Raw genomic sequence first — 18,903 nt, forward strand, 5'->3', positions numbered from 1 at the left:
CATGAGAGTATTAAAAATCGCATTGAGAGAAATAAAGGAAAATTTTAGAAGCAAGAAAGCTATGGTATTCATGGTTTTATTTCCCATAGTCCTTATGACCATATTAGGTTTTGCTTTTTCAAATACATTTAATAGCGATCACAAGATAAGCAATATCAGCGTAGAATACACAGATAACGGAAGCAAAGAGCTATCGAAAGGATTTAATAATTTTGTGGATAGCTGTGAGAAGTTGGGGATAAGGTTTCATGAGGTAAAAGAAATAGCCAGTGGCATAAACGATGTTAGAAATGTAAAGTATAATTGTGCGGGTTACATTGTCTTAAGAGGAAATAATATAGTATTTTACAAAAACGACAGAGACTTTGTTGATACAAACATTGTTGAGACGATTCTCAAAACTTTTGTTGACAGATTTAATGTTGTTGCTGTCGTAGCAAAGGAAAATCCACAATCATTATCAAAAATAAATGTAAGTGACAATTACGACTTTACGGAAATAGTGTCGTTAAATAGTGTAAGACAGCCGTCTTCTTACGATTACTATTCAATCACCATGTTGACGTTAATCATACTTTATGGCTCTATAAGCGGCATTTACTCTATAAACAGTGAGAGAGTGAGAAATACAGGCAATAGATTGCTTACAACCCTTGCTAAAAAGCATGAGATATTATTGGGAAAAATTTTAGGTTCATCGCTATCAGTTTTTTTGCAGTCAATTTTAGTTTTTCTGTACAGCAGGTTTATACTTAAAGCTTATTGGGGAAATGATATATACACAATCACGTTGATAATAATAAGTGAGATTATATTTTCTATAAGTCTTGGAATCTGCCTCGGGTTTTTATTTAAAAACAGCGGCGTTGCTTCAGGTATTGTCAATGCAATAATTCCTTTTATAGCATTTTTGGGTGGTTCTTATTTTTCGGTAGATGCTGCGGAAGCCTTATTTAAAAATCTGTCCAACATATCACCAATAAAATGGACGAATTCAGCCATATTAAATGTGGCTTTTGCCAATAGTTACAATGACGTATTAGCAGCGATAGTCATTAATTTGGCATGTGCCTTTGTTTTCGTGTTTTTAGCCGCTTATTTGTTTCGAAAGGAGGCTTTCTAATCGTGAGAAACGTTTTTCTTCTCGTAAAGAATACTTTAAAATTGTTTTTCAGGAGAAAAGGGAATTTGATTTATATACTGTTGTCGGTTTTAATACCTTTTGTAGTTTTGACGTTGAATCTGTCCGGCAGTTCAAAATTAACGATTGGAGTCATAAACAACGACACAGGCATATTATCAAAAGACTTAGTAAACTCGTTTAAAGATTCTCAAAAGTTCAAAGTTGTCAATATTGATAAAAGCAATTTGGATAAATACGTTACAAAAGGAAATATCGATTTTGCGATTATATTTCCGAAAGATTTCAGCAAAAATATAATTGAAGATAAACCTTTAAAAGTTCAAATCGTGTCTATCAAAGGCAAAGAGGTCGCCTTAGCCGTAAAAAATTATGTCGATGAATACATCAGCAATTTAAAATACCTGTCGATTTCTTCTAATGGCGATAGCAGCACTTTTTATAAAATGTACCAAGAATACGAAAAAAATGCATTGATAAAATTAGGAGAATACACAGTTAAAGACAAAAGCGTGATCAACGACATAATGACACGCAGCGTAGGTATGTTTATAATGTTTTTGATGATGGGAACGAGCAGGATAGCAGAGCTTATGCTGCAGGAAAAACGAGATAAAACTTACTCCAGGATATGCGCTGCACCTGTCAAATCTATAGTATATGCATCAAGCAACTTCATAGTGAATATGATAGTGACTTTGTTTCAGATAGGGCTTATCATGCTGCTTTTGGCTGTGTTTCTGAAGCTTCCTTTTGACAAATCTTTTTTAGAAATATTTGTAATTCTTGTTGCGTTTGGGATATCTGCTATAGGGCTTAGTATGCTTATCGTAGCATTTAGCGATTCTACTGCTCAATCTGGAGGATTATCGACATTGATAATAACTCCAAGCTGTATGTTGGGAGGCGCTTTTTGGCCTATTGAAGTCATGCCGAAGATTTTCCAAAAGGTTTCATATTTTATGCCGCAAAGATGGGCTATTGACGCCATAACAAAAATAGAAGGTGCCACGTCCAGTAGTGATGTATTGCTGAATATTTTTATATTGCTGGCATTCGCTTTAACTTTTATACTGATTGCATCGTATAAAATGAAGATGTCTAATAAAATGGCAGATTTTGTGTAATTTAAGGCTTTAAGCCTTATTTTTTTATAGTGCAAATATAATCATTTTGGGATAAAATATAATTAGTCTATCAAGGAGATATTTTTATGGAAATGTGGATTATTGCAACAAAATTAATCATTATTTTATACATTATTGTAAAATACATATACACAGATGTGGCTACATATCCGGCAGAGTTTGTTGCTTTCATTCTTCTATACATTTGTATCAATATGGCGTATTATTTAACAAATGGAAAGATGATAAAAAAGCTTATGTTGTTTCTATCCATTGGCTTATTGATGTTTTCCTATAATTATGTCAGCGGCTTTTTTGTGTTTTTAGTTCCACTTAATATTTATGAGATATTTTCGGGATTGACTACGTATTTGTTTAGCCTTGTCGTTTCGCTCTCAGTTATGATATTTATTAAAAGTGAATTGATGCCAGAATATATTATTACATTGTTGATGTCGTACCTTATATTATTTCTCAGCAAAATGTCATACGACAAGTTAGAAAGCTTAAAAAAGAGAAACGATGAATTAAGGTGGAAAGTACAGGATTTATACATAAGAATAGATAAAAATGAAGAGTATGAAAGGCAGCTTAAATACACTACACAGTTAGAAGAAAGAAATAAGCTGTCACAGAGAATCCACGATGATATTGGGCATACAATATCAGGAAGTTTGATGCAGTTGGAAGCTTCGAAGCTTCTAATGGATAGAAACAAAGATGATGCGAAAAAGATGATCCAAAGCACCATAGACACATTGCGAAATGGACTTGAAAGCATAAGAATTGCATTAAGGGAGATAAAACCACCACCAGAACAGATGGGGCTTAACAGATTGAAGCTTGTTTTGGATGATTTTGCATTAAAGACTCATATTTCTGCAAATTTAAAATACACTGGTATTATTGATAAGATTACATATTCACAGTGGAATATCATAATGGAAAATGTAAAGGAATTGTTGACAAACGCCATGAAATATTCAAAAGCCACTAAAGTTTCTTTAACCATTGACGTGCTTAATAAATTTATTAAAGTGGAAATGAAAGATAATGGCGTTGGCACTGATGTTGTAAGAAAAGGACTTGGACTTAAAGGCATTGAGGAGAGATGCGAAAGCGTTGGAGGAAAAGTCATTATAGATGGTTCAAATGGATTTTCGGTGATATTTTTGCTTCCATTGGAGGGATGTTGAATGCCGATTAAGATAATTATTGCCGACGATGACTCTCTTATTAGAGAAAGTCTTAAAATCATATTGGAAATGGATAAAGACTTTGAAGTAGTGTCTTGCGTTGACGATGGACTAAAAGCTTTAAACTACTGTTTAAATCACAAAGTAGATGTTGCATTGATAGACGTTAGAATGCCTATAATGAACGGTGTGCAGGCATCTTACGAAATATGCAGTCGTACAAAGACGAAGGTTTTGATACTCACTACATTTGACGACGATGAATACATAGTAGATGCCATAAGAAGCGGCGCAAAAGGATATCTTTTGAAGAATAATTCTCCCGAAAACATAAAGAATGCCATAAAAATGGTCTACGAAGGCAATTCGGTCATACAGGATGTAGTTCTTGACAAGATTAAAGAAGGGATTCGCAAGCGTGACGGTTCAAAAATCGACATGTCGATGTTCACGAAAAGAGAGATAGAAATAATGGATCTTATATCGAAAGGACTTTCCAACAAAGAAATTGCTGATAAACTTTTTATTTCAGAAGGAACCGTGAAAAACTATATATCGTCTATACTTGATAAGACATCCCTTCAGCATAGGACGCAGATAGCCATTTATTACTTAAATGGAAAAGAAAAAAATCAGTTTAAATGACATCGAAGTTGTGGTATACTACAATATGCTTTTAAAACTTAATTTTGGAGGTGATATGTGTGGACAATATGTTCATTCCGGAGATAGTGTCTCCTTTGAGGCAGAAGATGGTCAGAGTTCCAGAGGTCATACAAAATGTTTCGGGTATAAAAATACATGGAAAAGTGATAAAGTCCATACTTTTTACTACAGACATAGCTATAATAAGAAACACAAATGCAAATGCCATATTAGCAGTTTATCCTTTTACACCGCAGCCTGTCATCACACATGCTATAATTATGGCGTCAGACATTCCTGTGTTTAGCGGTGTTGGCGGTGGACTTACACAAGGCAAGAGGGTAGTCAATTTAGCACTTGATGCAGAATTCCAAGGTGCTATGGGAGTCGTCGTCAATGCACCTACCGCAAATGATATAATCAAAAAAATAAGAGCTACGATCGACATACCGATAATAGTCACCATCGTCTCAGAAAATGAAGACATAAAAGGCCGCGTAGATGCAGGGGCAACGATTTTAAATATTTCAGGCGCAAAAAAAACGCCGCAGATTGTGAAAAGAGTGAGAGACATTTGCCCCAATATACCGATAATTGCCACAGGAGGGCCTACAGATGAGACAATAATGGAGACGATAGAAGCTGGTGCAAATGCTATTTCGTACACACCCCCAACAAATGCGGAGATATTTTCACACGTAATGGATAAATACAGAGAGGAAAGGCAGTAAAAATAGTAAAATATATAAATAAATTGATATTGATAAATAATTAATAATGATTTATAATAGGTTATTATTAATAAGCGGAGGCGTTATGATGTTTAATAGACTTAAGAGGGCTTTAATAGGTAGACCACTGACAAATAAGGCTATTAAAAACGAGAAATACGGCGTAATATGGGGACTTCCTATACTGTCCAGCGATGCGATTTCTTCTGTGGCTTATGCCGGCGAGGAAATCTTATTAGTTTTGCTGCCTGCAATAGGCTTTATGGCGTATAAAAACCTGCTTTATATTTCTGCTGCCATTATCAGTCTATTATTGATATTAACTTTTTCTTATATACAGACGATAGAAAATTATCCAAATGGAGGAGGCGCCTACATAGTCGCATCTGACAACTTAGGGAAAATAGCAGGAGTAGTAGCTGGTGCTGCACTGTCTGTCGACTATATTTTAACAGTGGCAGTTAGTGTGTCATCAGGTGTTGATCAGATAACATCTGCATTTTTATTTTTGAGGCCTTACTCAATACTTATATGTATCGCGATTGTCTTGATTTTAATGATAGGTAATTTGAGAGGTATACGTGAATCATCCAGAATTTTTGGTGTTCCTACGTATGCTTTTGTTTTTGGCATAGTTGCGATGCTTATTGCGGGTATTGTAAAGATAAAAGGAGGATATGTGCCTCCTACCACACCTTTAAAAGCTGTTGAACCAGTTACACTGTTCTTGCTTTTAAGAGCTTTTTCAAATGGATGTTCTGCTTTGACAGGTGTTGAAGCTGTAAGCAATGCGGTGCCGAATTTTAAAGAACCATCAGTGAAAAAAGCTGTAACCGTCTTGATTTTGCTATCTTCTATTGTCTTAATTTCATTTGGCGGCATATCTGTCCTTATAAGCATGTATCACATTACTGCAGGTGACAAAGCTGTAATCATACAATTAGCAAACGAAATATTTGGCAGAGGCTTCATGTTCTACTACATTACAGCAACGACATTTATAATATTGGTAATGGCATCTAATACTGCTTATTCAGGATTTCCTCTTTTACTTGCAATAATGGCAAAGGAAGGACACATGCCGAGGCAGCTTAACAAAAGAGGTGACAGATTAAGCTATTCAAACGGCATAATATTGCTTTCAGTTTTGGCTACTGTTCTTATTGTGGCATTCAGGGCCAATGTCACTTCCTTAATAGGACTTTATGCAATTGGCGTATTCATATCATTTACTTTATCGCAGACAGGCATGGCAAAGAGATGGATAACGACGAGAAGCAAAAATTGGGTTATAAAGGCAATTATAAATGGTACAGGTGCTATTGTTACGGCATTAGTTGTCGTAATTGTCGGGATAACTAAGTTTAGAGAAGGCGCTTGGATTGTGATAATAGTTATACCTGTTTTGGTATTTATGATGCTTAAGATAAATAAGCATTACAGGGCTGTGGCTGTGCAGCTTAGAGTAAGCCCTGAGGATCTTCAGTGCATAAAGATCTCAGAAAATCATTATCGCAATAGGGTAATAGTGCCAATAGAGAGCATCAATAAGGCCAGTATCAGAGCATTAAGGTATGCCAGGACGATCTCAGAGCATGTCATTGCTTTTAACGTGTCAATAGATGAAGAAAGCGGTGAAAAGATAAAAAAGAGGTATGCCATGCTAAATACAGACATACCGCTCATTGTCAAATATTCGCCATTTAGGAGAATTGTTGAACCGCTTCTTAAATTTATAGAGTCTGAGGAGTACAATTACAAAAAAGGAGACATGATAACAGTAATATTGCCGCAGTTTGTAGTCAGGAAAAGGTGGCACAACATTCTTCACAATAAGACGAGGGTTTATATAGAAAAGGAACTTTTAAAGCATAAGCACATTGTGGTTGCGACCATGCCACTGCAACTTCACGATGACGATGATATTGAAGATAAATGCAAAAAAGAGCAATAAGATTATTGCTCTTTTAATATTGCACTTATGGCGTGAAGGACTTTGTCAATATGGTCTTTTTTGATGTAATAATGTGTTACAAATCTTACAGTGTAGTCGTTGCCGCCGTTTACCTTAATCCCATAATCTAAAAGTTTTGAGGATAATTGTGCTCCTGTAAGACCTGTTGCAGATATGTCAGACATGACGATATTTGTCTGCACTGTTGACATGTCTACATTTATGCCTTTTATGTTGTTTAAGCCTTCTGCTAAAAGCCTTGCATTTTCGTGGTCTTCAGCTAATCTTTTTGTCATTTTTTCAAGTGCAACAATTCCTGCTGCAGCTAAAATTCCTGCTTGCCTTAAACCGCCTCCTAACATTTTGCGGTACTTTCTGGCCTTTTTGATGAACTCTTTGCTGCCTGCCACAATAGATCCTACAGGTGCGCAAAGTCCTTTTGACAGACAAAACATTACGCTGTCAGCGTATCTTGATATTTCTTTTACGTCCACATTTAGGTATGTGGCTGCATTAAAAATCCTTGCCCCGTCTAAATGAACAGGTATATTGTGTGCTTTTGCGATTTCATAGATTTCTTTCATATTGCTTAAAGGTATTACTGTACCACCTGCCCTATTGTGAGTATTTTCCAGGCATATAAGACTTGTCTTTGGAAAATGGATATCATCTGTTCTAATGGAGCTCAAAACATCTTTTGGATCCATGATGCCGTTTATTCCACTTATGGTTTTAGCTTGAACTCCCGATAGGTATCCTATACCGCCTACTTCGTACGTAATTATATGGCATTTTTCTTCCAGTATTATTTCATCTCCATGATGGGTATGTGTCATGACAGATACCTGGTTGCCTTGTGTTCCGCTTGTCACAAACATTGCATCTTCTTTTCCCATGATATCTGCAGCCATTTCTTCAAGTTCTTTGACTGTAGGGTCTTCGCCATAAACGTCATCGCCTACTAAAGCTTTATACATTGCATCTCTCATTTCTTGAGTTGGCAGCGTGACTGTGTCGCTTCTTAAATCTATGTATTCCATGTAATATTACCTCCAATCTATTAGATTAATTTAAGATTAACATTGTTGAAAAACTAAAGCAATAGGCGGAGTTTTGTGGATTTTGTTATTTAAAGCAATGGTGCTATAATCAAATAAGAAATTTAAAATTTGAGATACGGAGGGGTTGTATGCAGTACAGAGAGTTTGGCAATACAGGTGTTAAAGTTTCAGCACTTGGTTTTGGCGCAATGAGATTGCCTATAATAGGCGGAGACAACAGCAAGATTGATGAAAAAGAAGCCATAAAAATGATAAGATATGCCATTGATAATGGCGTTAACTATGTTGACACTGCATATCCATATCACAATGGACAAAGCGAAATCGTGGTAGGCAAAGCTTTGAAAGACGGATACAGGGAAAAGACGTATTTAGCCACGAAACTTCCGTCATGGCTCATTAATGAAAAGGAAGACATGGATAAATATTTAAATGAACAACTGAAAAAGCTGGATGTTGACTACATAGATTTCTACCTTCTCCATGCATTGGATAAAGACAGGTGGGAAAAGTACAAAAGGCTTGATGTGTTTAGCTGGATGGAAAAAGTTAAAAGGGAAGGCAAAGTCAAATTCATAGGTTTTTCTTTCCATGATGAGTACGATGTATTTAAAAACATAATCGATGATTATGATAATTGGGATTTTTGCCAGATACAGTACAACTACATGGATATAGAAAACCAAGCAGGCTTAAAAGGGCTTAAATATGCCGCATCAAAAGGTTTAGCTGTAATTGTCATGGAGCCTATAAGAGGAGGAAAGTTGGCTGGTGATCCGCCACAAGCTATAAAAGAGCTTTGGAATAGTGCAAGTGTAAAAAGGACACCTGCAGAATGGGCTTTGCAATGGGTTTGGAACCATCCAGAGGTATCGCTTGTATTAAGTGGAATGAGCACGATGGAGCAAGTGAAACAAAATATAGAAAGTGCTTCAAGATCAAAAGCGAATGGCTTAACTGATGATGAGGTAAAACTTGTGGATAAGGTAAGAGAAACTTATAATAAGCTTTCGCCTGTAGGATGCACTGCCTGCAATTATTGTATGCCGTGTCCAAACGGTGTGAATATACCCAAGAATTTTGCCATATACAATGAAGCCCACATGTACAATAACTACAATGAAGCACTTAGAAATTATAATAGCTTAAATGAAGGAAAAGCAAGTTCTTGCATAGAGTGCGGAGAGTGCGAGACTAAGTGTCCTCAGCACTTGACGATAATTGAATATTTAAAGGATGTAAGAAGATATTTTAAAGAAGCAGTTTAAAAATAAGCCATATTGATGAAACCTAAGTTTCACCAATATGGCTTTACTTTTTATAATATTTTTTATAATACTTGCTTTGACGGTTTACTTGTGAAATAATAAATAGTGAATATCTTATTTAGAAGGGAGTGTCAAGGATGGTTCAAAGCGGATTTATGCTATTTCTGCAGTACTTTGTAGCATTAGCAACACCGATTGTTTCAGTTATCTTTTTGGTATTTTACATAGTTTATACAATGAAAAAGATGAAAAAGATTGATTCAATAGAAAAAAGCTTAGCAAAAATAGCAGCTTCAGGCAAGTCAGAATCAAGTGAGTCTTCTTATGAATCTAATGAAGATTTTGAAGTTGAAGATGAAGTCGAAGAAGTTATCGTTAAATAGCAAAATGTATCAGGATGTGGTAATGTGCTGCGGGATGACTTAGATACACCCATTGGAACGCTAAGAATATATTCAAGCGAAGATGGCATAACGAGGATAGATTTTCCCAATGAAGAACATTTACAATGTTTAATGGGTACAAATTCGCTTATTGCAGATTGCAAAGAACAGCTTAGATTGTACTTTGAAGGTCGCTTGAAAGAATTTAATGTAAAGTTAGACTTACAGGGGACAGACTTTCAAAAATCTGTTTGGCGAGAGCTTATGAAGATACCGTATGGTTTTTACGCTACATACGGTGAGATCGCAAGGAGAATAGGAAAGCCAAATGCATCAAGGGCTGTAGGAAATGCCCTTAATAAAAATCCGATCCCGATTATCATACCGTGTCATAGGGTCATCGGCTCGGATATGACGTTAAAAGGCTTTGCAGGAGGACTTAATGTAAAATCATTGTTGCTTCAACATGAAGGTATTGCATTTAAAAAGTAATTTCATTATAATATAGTATAAATTAATAAACAGACTATGTCCGCTGGGGGTGCTTTTAGCTGAGATGGCAGATGCCAAACCCCTAGAACCTGATTAGGTTAATGCCTACGAAGGGAATGCGGCAAAAGACCGCATCAGTGTGCGGTTTTTTTGTTTTAAGCGGTACATAGCCTCAAAAGGAGGTTATTTTCATGTCCTACATTGTAAGCATTTTTTCAGATTTCACAAAGATAAAGCCTGCCACACTTTCCATCATCATCGCGATTTTATTTGCTGTGTTTTTGTTTTACATCCTGAGAAATAGCGTGAAATTTAACGCAAAGATGCTTGTGTATGGCGGATTAGCAATAGCTATATCATTTGTCTTGTCGTATATAAGGTTTTACCATTGGCCTCAAGGTGGCTCTATAACGCCAGCCAGCATGCTTCCGCTGTTTGTCTTTGCATATTATTATGGAGCAGGTCCAGGCATAGCGGTGGGAATGGCTTATGGAATGCTTCAGCTAATACAAGATCCTTATGTTGTGCATTGGATACAGCTTCTCTTGGATTATCCATTAGCATTTGGAGCCTTAGGGCTTGCAGGGTTTTTTAAGAAAAACTTAAGCTTTGGCGTTTTAGTTGGTGGTTTTGGCAGGTTTTTCTCACATTTTCTATCAGGTGTCTTTTTCTTCGCCAGCTATGCACCTAAAGGCATGAATCCTGTCGTCTATTCACTTCTTGTAAATGGGATACTAGTAGGTGTGGAGGTTTTAATTTGCTTTATGGTTTCTATTATTCCACAAGTGAGAAATGCAATTGAGATAATAAAGAAAAAAGCTTTAGCTTAAAAAAGATTTATTAAAACCCTCTTCTTAACGGAAGAGGGTTTTAATAAATCTTATACAATAAATTGATTTTGATGGTATAATATTAGATAGCAAATGAAAATAAACTATATTGATAACACTATTTTAACGCATTTTTAATTAAACTTTAATCCAAATTTAATTTTTGGATGAGATAATCAATATAGTGATTGCGAGGGTCTTTAAAATGGATAAAATAAAGATTTTAATACTTTATGAAGATATAGGGACTGGGCATAAAAGGACTGCAATGGCATTAAAAAAAGCATTTGAAAAAAGAGATAATGTTGAAGTGTTTGTAGAAAATCCACTTGGAGAGAAGTTTCCCAGTCTTTCGTATTTGACGACTCGAATTTACCTAAAGACATTAAAATTGACACCTGAATTATGGGGTTATCTCTATGAGATGGAAAGGGACAAGATAGAAAGGCGCATAAATAAGCTGGTAGGCATATCCGTTTATACATTTATAAAAGATTACGTATTAAACTTAAAGCCTAACGCTGTAATATGCACCCATCCGTTTTCTTGCTCTATTCTGTCTCATATAAAGAGAGATCTAAATATTCCAATATTCGCTATATTGACTGATTATGATGTCCATGCGTATTGGATACATCACCAGATAGACGGGTATTTTGTCGGTTCTCAAGAGATGAAAAGTCAGATGAATTTGATGGGTGTTTCTGATGATAAAATATATGTTACGGGAATACCTATTGATGAGGAGTTTTATGTTAAGAAAGATAAATTTGAGGTGAGGCAAAAATTAGGATTTGTTGTAGATAAGCCATTTATACTTGTAATGGGTGGTGGGCTTGGACTTGGAAATATTAAAAAGGCTGTTAATGTCATACAAAGCCATAAAGATTTACAGATTGCTGTAATATGTGGATTGAATAAAAATTTAAAAGCCAAAATTGAGGAAATTGCTGATGATAATGTAAGTGTATATGGACATGTGGATAATGTACATGAATTTATGGAAGCGGCTGATGTGCTTGTAACAAAAAGTGGTGGCCTAACTGTCACAGAAGCGATAACTAAAAAGTTGCCTATGATTATTTTTGATCCTATTCCAGGTCAAGAAGAGCGTAACCTTGAATATTTGCTTAAGAAGAGGATTGCCTTAAGAATCAAGGATATAGAAAAGCTGGATAAGAAGATAATAGATTTGTTAGGAGATAGCAAAAAGTTAAATGAAATGAAAGAGCGAATGGGAGAGATTGGCATATATCATTCTGCAGACAAAGTATGTTACATTGTTATAAACAATATAAAAAAGGATGCTATAAGGGTGTAAGGAGGTTTCATTTCGTGTCGGGAGTTAAGAAATTGATTATTACGGAGGACAGAAACGTATTTTATCTTCTTAATGAAAGGATAAAGTGCAAAGCTCTTGATAAAATTATGCCAAAGATAACTCATATTGGTGGGCCGTATTTTACGATATTGTCTTGCCTATTGCTGATTTTATTCGGGAAAAATAGCGTTAAAATTTCTGCTGTTCAAGCACTTACCACGTTGACCAGCAGTCATCTGGTTGTGCAGATTTTAAAAAGGCTTTGCACTAGGCCTAGACCTTATATGGTATTACCTGAAGCTAATACATTTAAATATTTGCTTAGAGATTACTCTTTTCCATCAGGTCATGCAACAGCTATTTTTTCTTTAGCAGTTTCATTCTCTTTTTTCTTTCCTGATTTGACTATTGTTTTTGTAAGCTTAGCGGTTTTGGTAAGCCTCTCTAGGATATACATGGGCTTGCACTACCCTTCAGACGTCATAATAGGTTCTACAATGGGTATACTATTTTCATATATTACTCATATATATGGACTAATGCTGCCGATTCTTTAGGACAAGTATTTATTCTGCACTGTTAAAGCCGCCAATGTAAAAACATATGTGATAATTGAATAGAAATAATTCCATCTATTGTAGATCAAAAGCCCTTTTATATGGAATACTGCTTCAATAGCGGTTAGCAATAAAGTCCAAACAATCAGATATAAAATATAACTTTTTCTATTCTTCGGAAGGTACTGTATAAAAATCATTCCGTATGGTGGCCCTATTAATGTTTCCATTAGAAATGATAATATTCCATTTGGAATAGGTGGTTCGACGTAATAGTAGTATTTTAATGTCACGTCAAAAATCATATCTAATGTATAACCTACAGTTGATGAAAGAAAATATGCAGGTATTAATATATTCATTTTTCTTTTATCGATTAAAAAAATTGTTAATATAATTGTAAAAATGGAAAAAACAATATACCACATAACATCACCTTAATTTGTTTTGCCTTTAATCAGAAATTTTATTCATCTATATATAAATTTGATTGACTAGAAAATTTTGTATTGATAAAATTATTTGTAGGAAATAATAATTTTCGAAGAGGTGTTGTTATGTCAAGCGAAATAGAGAAAAAATATTTAACAGATCTTGAAGTTGTAAGCCTTGCTATTGACATAGAAGATAGAGGCTATGAATTTTACACTATGGCTTCAGAAAAATTCTCCAATGATAAAAAAATAAAAGAGTTTTTTGATGAGATGGCAAGAGAAGAGCTGATGCACAAATCGAAATTTGAAGAATTGTATAGAAAACTTTTGGATGAGAAGAAAGGAGACGACAGTGCATATTTTGATATCGAAGCGTCTATTTATTTGACGATGTTGTACAAGACATCTGTATTTCCATCAAAAGATTCAGTAAATGAGGTGCTGAAAAAAATAAATACATATGAAGATGCCATAGAATTAGCAATAAGGGCAGAGAAAGATTCCATAATATTTTATGATGAGATAGTCAAAGATGCTAAGTTTGATTCTACTAAAAAAGTTGCAATCACATTATTAAATGAAGAGATAAAGCACTTCATAGATCTAAGCAATATGATAAAAGCGATATAGTATTAAGAAAATTAATCTAAAGTTTTACAAAGCTAAGATTGAAATTTTGAAGACCACTCAGCGCATTTTATGAAAGATTTAGATTTATTATGGGATTTATTAGCACACAGTTGAAAAGTTTTATTGTGAAATATAAAATTGATTTAAATAAAAAATATATGAGGTGCTGTTATGTTAACTGTTATTGTAGGAAGTGTTTTGATTTTAAGTTTTATAATAATCTTTGTAAAATTGACACATGTTGTGGGTTCGGGGATATTTAACTATATACGCAAGATATTCAAATGATATTTTTTATTCAATTCTATCAATAAAAAATGCACCCTTGAATATTAGACTTTTGTCTAAATCTTGGGTGTATTTTATTTTTGTTTTTCAAAGTTTTATAAAAATTGTATTATTTTTATACAAAAATATTACCCTTTCTAATTATAAATAGTTAGAACTGTGAGAAGGCAACCTGATAGAGATGTTTAAAACTATGTTAAATTTTGCTGCGGATTGGAAATAAAAGAAGGATTTTAGGAAATTTTGTAGAATTTATAGTATTATGTAAAAAATTTCTTGTTTAATAACTTTATTGTCTTACACAAAGTATAAAATTATGGTTGCAGAAAATAAAAACGATAAGATAGGGGTACTTTGAATGTTTTTTGTAATGGTACTTGTTGATGTAATTATAGTATTTTCCTTCTTATTTATAGCACTGAGAAAGGGAGATATACATATAAAAAAACAGAATATAGGTGTATTTGTTCATTTCTGGTTTTTTATTTCAAATAGTATTTTTATTGAGAAAACACTGGGAAATGTATCTTTTAAGTTTAAACACTTCATTGTGGTATGTGCTTACAGTTGTGTAGGCAGATAATGCTTTTTGGGAAGAATTATCCAAATTATAGCTGTTTTAGTTGTAGTATACTTTCTTGATAAGAATATGATGGTACAATTTAAAGATTTAAAATATTCTACAGTGATTTTTACATATACAGGGCTTGCTTATGGTATAGGCGAAGCGATGTCTTTGATGTTTTTGCTTTATAATCCTCAATATGGTAGAGTTTTCGGAATGCAGTTTCTTGTAGGAACATTTGTCGGTTTTGTTTATGTTTTTGAAAGATTTTTTGCTATTCAAATGCACGGAATTATGGGAGGGATAATAGGAATAGGCTTTAGCAGGTATGTTTTTGATAAAAAATTTGTTAGTCTCTTAATATATTTTGCTGTTGCAATGCTTTATCGCATGTTTATTGATAACTTTGCAATGTTTTTTCAATATTATCCTGTTTTGCGCTCCGTTCTTATTTATGTAGTATTTGTGTTTTAAGTACACTGTTAGGCTATATTTTGCTTTATTTTCTTTATAAAAATGCTATTAAGAGGGAAAGGAGAGCTTAAGTATGGTTAAAAGATTTTTAATGCCAGTTATAATTTTTACTTTGTTCATCCTTACAGGGTATTCACAGAATGCAAAGCCTATGAAGATTGACAGGATTCCTTGGGGAGATTATCAGAGACTTACCTATGACATTTTTGAAACTGACAAACTGGTAGGCACAGCGGAATTTACAATTGAAAAGTCTCAAAGTACAAATACTTATGAGATATCGTCTATTACAAAGATTTACTCAACACAGCTGAATACCGGTACTACAGTTAAGCCTGATACTTTAATGCCTGTGAGTTCTTATTACAATGTAATGTCACCACAAGGGGATATAATGATAGAGACTAAATATAAGGATAAGTGGAATATAAAGGCTGAAACTTCCAAAGGGGAGCAGAATCTAACTGTTAAACTTCCTAAATATTATTATGACAATGACTCCCTTCTTATGATTATGAGGGCATATCCCTTTTCAAGTAGGAGCAGAGTTTACAATATATGATGCAATAGCTTAAACTGCTCAGATAGCACCTATTCCAAATAAAGTTGTGTCTAAAGAGAAAGTTACTGTACCTATGGAGAAGTAGAATGCTTTAAAGTTGAATTAAAAGCAGGTCCATCAAAGCAGTATGTCTGGTATTCAGATGATGAAAATAGGCTTTTGTATCAGTATGAAAATGGGAAACTTGTGTATAAGCCTAAAAAGGTTGAATATTATAAATAAAATGTTTTTGAACAGATTCTTTATGATGGTTTTGGAATCGGCATGTTTTTACTTTTTGCAGACTTTATATTTGAAAGGATGAATTAAAGTGAGGTGAGATCTTGGCAGAAGATATAAAGTCTAATGAAATACTTTTTTCTTATAAAAAGTGTTTGGAAATAGGGCTTACAAAATTGATAGTTGCTCCATTAATATCTTTAGAAGAAGAGGAATTGAAAAGGAAATTACAAGAGAATAAAAAACTCATAGAAGTTTTTAGAAAATGTGTTAATAAGGTACGCGGACAATGGAAAAATAGATATATTTTTTTGCTTGTAGATAGTGAAGGATACCTTTTAGATGTTTTATATAACGGGAAAATATACGAAAAAGTTATTACTGACTCAGCTATTAGGAGAGGAGCCTCTTTTAAGGAGGAAAGCTGTGGGACAAATGCCATTTCACTTGTTATGAAATTAAAGCAGCTAATTTACTTAAAGGCGGAAGAGCATTATTGTGATATTTTCAAACAATGGTACTGTATAGCCATGCCCCTTTATATTGATAATGATACAGTAGGCTATTTAGACATATCAACAATAAAACACAATATGGCAGATGAGATGATGGGATTTATAGATTTATTAGCATATAAAATTGTCAACGAGTATAAAAGAGAAATGGATTTAAAATCACAGGAAGACCTTGAAAAATTGACAGATAAGCAGATTGAAATAATAAAAAGATGTGCAAAAGGGTACACAGAATTAGCCATATCGATGGAACTTGGACTAAAACTAGCTACAGTAAAGTATCATAAAAAAGAAATTATTAAAAAATTGCGAGTAAAAAGCTTTCAAGAGGCGATTGCAAGAGCTATTAAGCTTAATTTGATAGATTAAATTTGGACTATACTTTTGTATAGTTTTTTTATTTTTTCGCCAAAACTATACAAAGATATAGTAGACATTGGAAAAAATACATTATAAAATAAAAATGAATAAAAAATTAGTTGAGTTAGGGGATAGTATACTGGAATAAAATGCAAGTATATAAAAAATAAAGTTGGTACCCATAAAGGAATTAATTGTGATGTGTGTTATAGCTTCAATGATGCAGGGGAAATTTTACGGCAGATTCTAATTGTATTGAATATAATGCAGAAAGTTTTTAAAAGGAGAAAAAAATAGTTATGTTTAAACAATTAATGCTTTTTCTTTATCCAATTGATAGAAATGAAAATATTATATGTTATTAAACTGAGGGGAGAATGTAAAATGAGATTCTTTCCGGTAGTTTTACTATTTATATTAATTTTAATTTTAATAATCTTTACTGCGTGTAATGGAGTAAATTGGATGAGTTATCATGTGAAAGAAACAAAACAAATTTCAAAACAACTTTCCGGGATTGAAAAGATAAAAATATACAATGGCGTAGGCGAAATCATATGTATTCCATCAAATGATTCGGAAGTAAAGGTATATATTACAAAAAAAGTCAGTGGTCAGGATAAAAGTTATGCTCAAGATGTGTGTAATAGGATATCATTTTCGTTTTCAGTAGAGAACAATACTCTTTCAATTAATGCAAAAATAGATGACAAAGAATTTTGGGAGTGGAAAAGAGATAATTATAAAGGAGATATTTCTATTGATTATCATATTGAAATACCTAAAGAGATAAAAAATGTTACTTGTGAAACTGGAGTTGGAGATATAGAGGTAAAAGATATAAGGGCTCGTTTTTATTTAAAAACAGGCGTTGGAGAAATCAAAGTAACTGGGATTGAGCCAATGCTGAATAGTAAAATTGAAAGTGATATAGGAGATGTAAAAGCTAAATTAGCCAACATTGAAAATGTTACAGAATTATATGTTAAGAGTGACTTGGGAGACATCAATTTATCAATACCAAAAAACTCAAAATGTAAGATTGATGCTGTTGCAAACAATCACAAATGTGATTTTGAGTCAGACAATAATGCAAAAGTTGTTGTAACTGTAAGAACTGGATTAGGGGATATAAAGTTGAATAAATTCTAATGATAAATATTAAAAAATGGAATATTAAGGAGATGGTGGAAAATGAAATATATTATCAAACCAATTAAGGAAATAACGAGGGGTTATTGTATTTGGTGCTTTGGAAAATCATGTGGGAACGTATGTACGAATAATTGCGGCAGAGTTTGTTTAGTTGATTGCGTAGTGAATGATGCTGGAGATATGGAGGTGAACGATAAATGAAATTTATAGTTAAGCCTACTAAAATAAACACGAAGGGTTACTGCCTTTGCAACAATTGTACAAGATGTGGAGATAGATGTGGTTCAAGATGCGATGTTTTCGGTTAATTAATATCTAAAAGGAAATAAAACGGACTTTAAATTATTAAAGTTGCATTGTAAGGGGAGATTTTTATGAGGTTTATCATTAGACCATCAAATGCCTTGAAAGTTAGGTATTGTTATTGCAATCAATGCGATAATTGCGATAAATGTGACAGCAAATGCGGACGTTATGTACCATGTTCAGATAAAATTTATTATGCTTAAGGGAGGTGAAGTGCAATGAGGTATATCGTTAAACCCGAAAGTAAAATAATAGTATCATATTGTTATTGTTCGGATTGTAGTAATTGTACTCCGCTATGTAACGAATGCAAAGTAAATACACCTTGTTCTTCTAAATGTTCAGCTTTTTGTGGTGCAGTAATTTTTTAATATTTTATTATTCAAAATATTTTATTGTTCAATAAGATAGCACTATTTATTAGGTAAACATTACAAAAATCCTTATTGATTTTTGGCAAAAAAGTATTTAAATAATAGCAACACCTCTTTTTTGATATATTTGACCTTTCGTGAGCATTGCAAAGTTTAGATGGATTAGTCTTCTGGTAGTTAAGACGCGGGCACGTTTATGTTGGTGTTGAGGTACCCGCGATATTTCTTGTTGTAATAGTCTTTAAACTGTGCTGTGTTTGTCCTAACACAGTCAGCAGTTTCAACGAGATAATATCGCGGATAGTGAACACCACA

General features: G+C 33.6%; 23 protein-coding genes and 1 riboswitch. Of the genes, 21 read left to right on the forward strand and 2 right to left on the reverse strand.

Annotation, left to right across the window (positions count from 1 at the left end):
• Position 1: 1 nt before the first annotated feature.
• The 6 genes from JJQ93_RS11075 to JJQ93_RS11100 all read left to right on the forward strand — a co-directional run bounded on the left by JJQ93_RS11075 (position 2) and on the right by JJQ93_RS11100 (position 6,794).
• Positions 2-1,123, forward strand: a complete 1,122-nt coding sequence (locus JJQ93_RS11075; protein WP_274893807.1) for an ABC transporter permease — start codon at positions 2-4, stop codon at positions 1,121-1,123.
• Positions 1,124-1,125: 2 nt separating this feature from the next.
• A complete protein-coding gene (locus JJQ93_RS11080; RefSeq protein ID WP_274893808.1) occupies positions 1,126-2,268 on the forward strand; it encodes an ABC transporter permease in 1,143 nt (380 codons plus the stop codon).
• 86 nt (positions 2,269-2,354) lie between these two features.
• The gene (locus JJQ93_RS11085) at positions 2,355-3,464 is read left to right on the forward strand and encodes a sensor histidine kinase (protein WP_274893809.1); all 1,110 of its coding nucleotides are present in this window, start codon (positions 2,355-2,357) and stop codon (positions 3,462-3,464) included.
• Positions 3,465-4,109, forward strand: coding sequence for a response regulator transcription factor (locus JJQ93_RS11090; protein WP_014757707.1), 645 nt, complete (start codon positions 3,465-3,467; stop codon positions 4,107-4,109). It abuts the gene before it with no gap.
• A 68-nt stretch (positions 4,110-4,177) separates the two neighbouring features.
• Entirely contained in the window at positions 4,178-4,840 is a 663-nt protein-coding gene (locus tag JJQ93_RS11095; RefSeq protein WP_284700707.1) for a beta/alpha barrel domain-containing protein, read from the forward strand.
• 88 nt (positions 4,841-4,928) lie between these two features.
• Complete coding sequence (locus JJQ93_RS11100) at positions 4,929-6,794, forward strand: APC family permease (protein WP_274893810.1); 1,866 nt, start codon at positions 4,929-4,931, stop codon at positions 6,792-6,794.
• Positions 6,795-6,796: 2 nt separating this feature from the next.
• On the opposite strand, the gene ltaE is transcribed toward JJQ93_RS11100, so the two are convergent.
• Positions 6,797-7,834, reverse strand: a complete 1,038-nt coding sequence (gene ltaE, locus JJQ93_RS11105; protein ID WP_274893811.1) for a low-specificity L-threonine aldolase — start codon at positions 7,832-7,834, stop codon at positions 6,797-6,799.
• Between the two features lie 149 nt (positions 7,835-7,983).
• Here ltaE and JJQ93_RS11110 point away from each other — a divergent pair, with 149 nt between their 5' ends.
• The 6 genes from JJQ93_RS11110 (at position 7,984) to JJQ93_RS11135 (ending at position 12,706) form a co-directional block, all read left to right on the forward strand.
• Positions 7,984-9,123: an aldo/keto reductase gene (locus tag JJQ93_RS11110; RefSeq protein ID WP_274893812.1), complete on the forward strand. Its 1,140-nt coding sequence runs from the start codon at positions 7,984-7,986 to the stop codon at positions 9,121-9,123.
• A 137-nt stretch (positions 9,124-9,260) separates the two neighbouring features.
• Positions 9,261-9,506: a hypothetical protein gene (locus JJQ93_RS11115; protein ID WP_274894095.1), complete on the forward strand. Its 246-nt coding sequence runs from the start codon at positions 9,261-9,263 to the stop codon at positions 9,504-9,506.
• A 24-nt stretch (positions 9,507-9,530) separates the two neighbouring features.
• Positions 9,531-9,998 (forward strand): methylated-DNA--[protein]-cysteine S-methyltransferase, encoded by a 468-nt coding sequence (locus JJQ93_RS11120; protein WP_014757714.1) that lies wholly within the window; start codon positions 9,531-9,533, stop codon positions 9,996-9,998.
• 35 nt (positions 9,999-10,033) lie between these two features.
• Positions 10,034-10,132, forward strand: a riboswitch (TPP riboswitch).
• A gap of 57 nt (positions 10,133-10,189) precedes the next feature.
• The gene (thiT, locus tag JJQ93_RS11125) at positions 10,190-10,828 is read left to right on the forward strand and encodes an energy-coupled thiamine transporter ThiT (protein WP_274893814.1); all 639 of its coding nucleotides are present in this window, start codon (positions 10,190-10,192) and stop codon (positions 10,826-10,828) included.
• A gap of 205 nt (positions 10,829-11,033) precedes the next feature.
• A complete protein-coding gene (locus JJQ93_RS11130) occupies positions 11,034-12,149 on the forward strand; it encodes an MGDG synthase family glycosyltransferase (RefSeq protein WP_274893815.1) in 1,116 nt (371 codons plus the stop codon).
• A 14-nt stretch (positions 12,150-12,163) separates the two neighbouring features.
• The gene (locus JJQ93_RS11135; protein WP_015310764.1) at positions 12,164-12,706 is read left to right on the forward strand and encodes a phosphatase PAP2 family protein; all 543 of its coding nucleotides are present in this window, start codon (positions 12,164-12,166) and stop codon (positions 12,704-12,706) included.
• On the opposite strand, the gene JJQ93_RS11140 is transcribed toward JJQ93_RS11135, so the two are convergent.
• Positions 12,703-13,068, reverse strand: coding sequence for a CBO0543 family protein (locus JJQ93_RS11140; protein WP_231292697.1), 366 nt, complete (start codon positions 13,066-13,068; stop codon positions 12,703-12,705). The genes JJQ93_RS11135 and JJQ93_RS11140 overlap by 4 nt on opposite strands.
• Before the next feature lie 195 nt (positions 13,069-13,263).
• On the opposite strand from JJQ93_RS11140, the gene JJQ93_RS11145 reads away from it, so the two are divergent.
• From JJQ93_RS11145 to JJQ93_RS13045, 9 genes are all read left to right on the forward strand, one after another.
• Positions 13,264-13,770: a ferritin-like domain-containing protein gene (locus JJQ93_RS11145; protein ID WP_094045635.1), complete on the forward strand. Its 507-nt coding sequence runs from the start codon at positions 13,264-13,266 to the stop codon at positions 13,768-13,770.
• Positions 13,771-14,743: 973 nt separating this feature from the next.
• On the forward strand, positions 14,744-15,097 hold the full coding sequence (locus tag JJQ93_RS11150) for a hypothetical protein (protein ID WP_274893817.1): 354 nt from the start codon (positions 14,744-14,746) through the stop codon (positions 15,095-15,097).
• 73 nt (positions 15,098-15,170) lie between these two features.
• Positions 15,171-15,659: a DUF3108 domain-containing protein gene (locus JJQ93_RS11155; RefSeq protein WP_274893818.1), complete on the forward strand. Its 489-nt coding sequence runs from the start codon at positions 15,171-15,173 to the stop codon at positions 15,657-15,659.
• 323 nt (positions 15,660-15,982) lie between these two features.
• Complete coding sequence (locus tag JJQ93_RS11160; protein ID WP_274893820.1) at positions 15,983-16,762, forward strand: LuxR C-terminal-related transcriptional regulator; 780 nt, start codon at positions 15,983-15,985, stop codon at positions 16,760-16,762.
• A 468-nt stretch (positions 16,763-17,230) separates the two neighbouring features.
• Complete coding sequence (locus tag JJQ93_RS11165; protein ID WP_274893821.1) at positions 17,231-17,905, forward strand: DUF4097 family beta strand repeat-containing protein; 675 nt, start codon at positions 17,231-17,233, stop codon at positions 17,903-17,905.
• Positions 17,906-17,947: 42 nt separating this feature from the next.
• A complete protein-coding gene (locus JJQ93_RS13035; protein ID WP_350494226.1) occupies positions 17,948-18,109 on the forward strand; it encodes a Clo7bot family Cys-rich peptide in 162 nt (53 codons plus the stop codon).
• Positions 18,106-18,216: a Clo7bot family Cys-rich peptide gene (locus tag JJQ93_RS11170; protein WP_083761116.1), complete on the forward strand. Its 111-nt coding sequence runs from the start codon at positions 18,106-18,108 to the stop codon at positions 18,214-18,216. Before JJQ93_RS13035 ends, JJQ93_RS11170 begins: the two co-directional genes overlap by 4 nt.
• A gap of 66 nt (positions 18,217-18,282) precedes the next feature.
• Positions 18,283-18,417, forward strand: coding sequence for a Clo7bot family Cys-rich peptide (locus JJQ93_RS13040; protein ID WP_350494227.1), 135 nt, complete (start codon positions 18,283-18,285; stop codon positions 18,415-18,417).
• A gap of 15 nt (positions 18,418-18,432) precedes the next feature.
• On the forward strand, positions 18,433-18,585 hold the full coding sequence (locus tag JJQ93_RS13045; protein WP_083761118.1) for a Clo7bot family Cys-rich peptide: 153 nt from the start codon (positions 18,433-18,435) through the stop codon (positions 18,583-18,585).
• Positions 18,586-18,903 lie beyond the last annotated feature (318 nt).

The sequence above is a fragment of the Thermoanaerobacterium sp. R66 genome (assembly GCF_028895185.1).
Taxonomy (GTDB): Bacteria; Bacillota; Thermoanaerobacteria; order Thermoanaerobacterales; family Thermoanaerobacteraceae; genus Thermoanaerobacterium.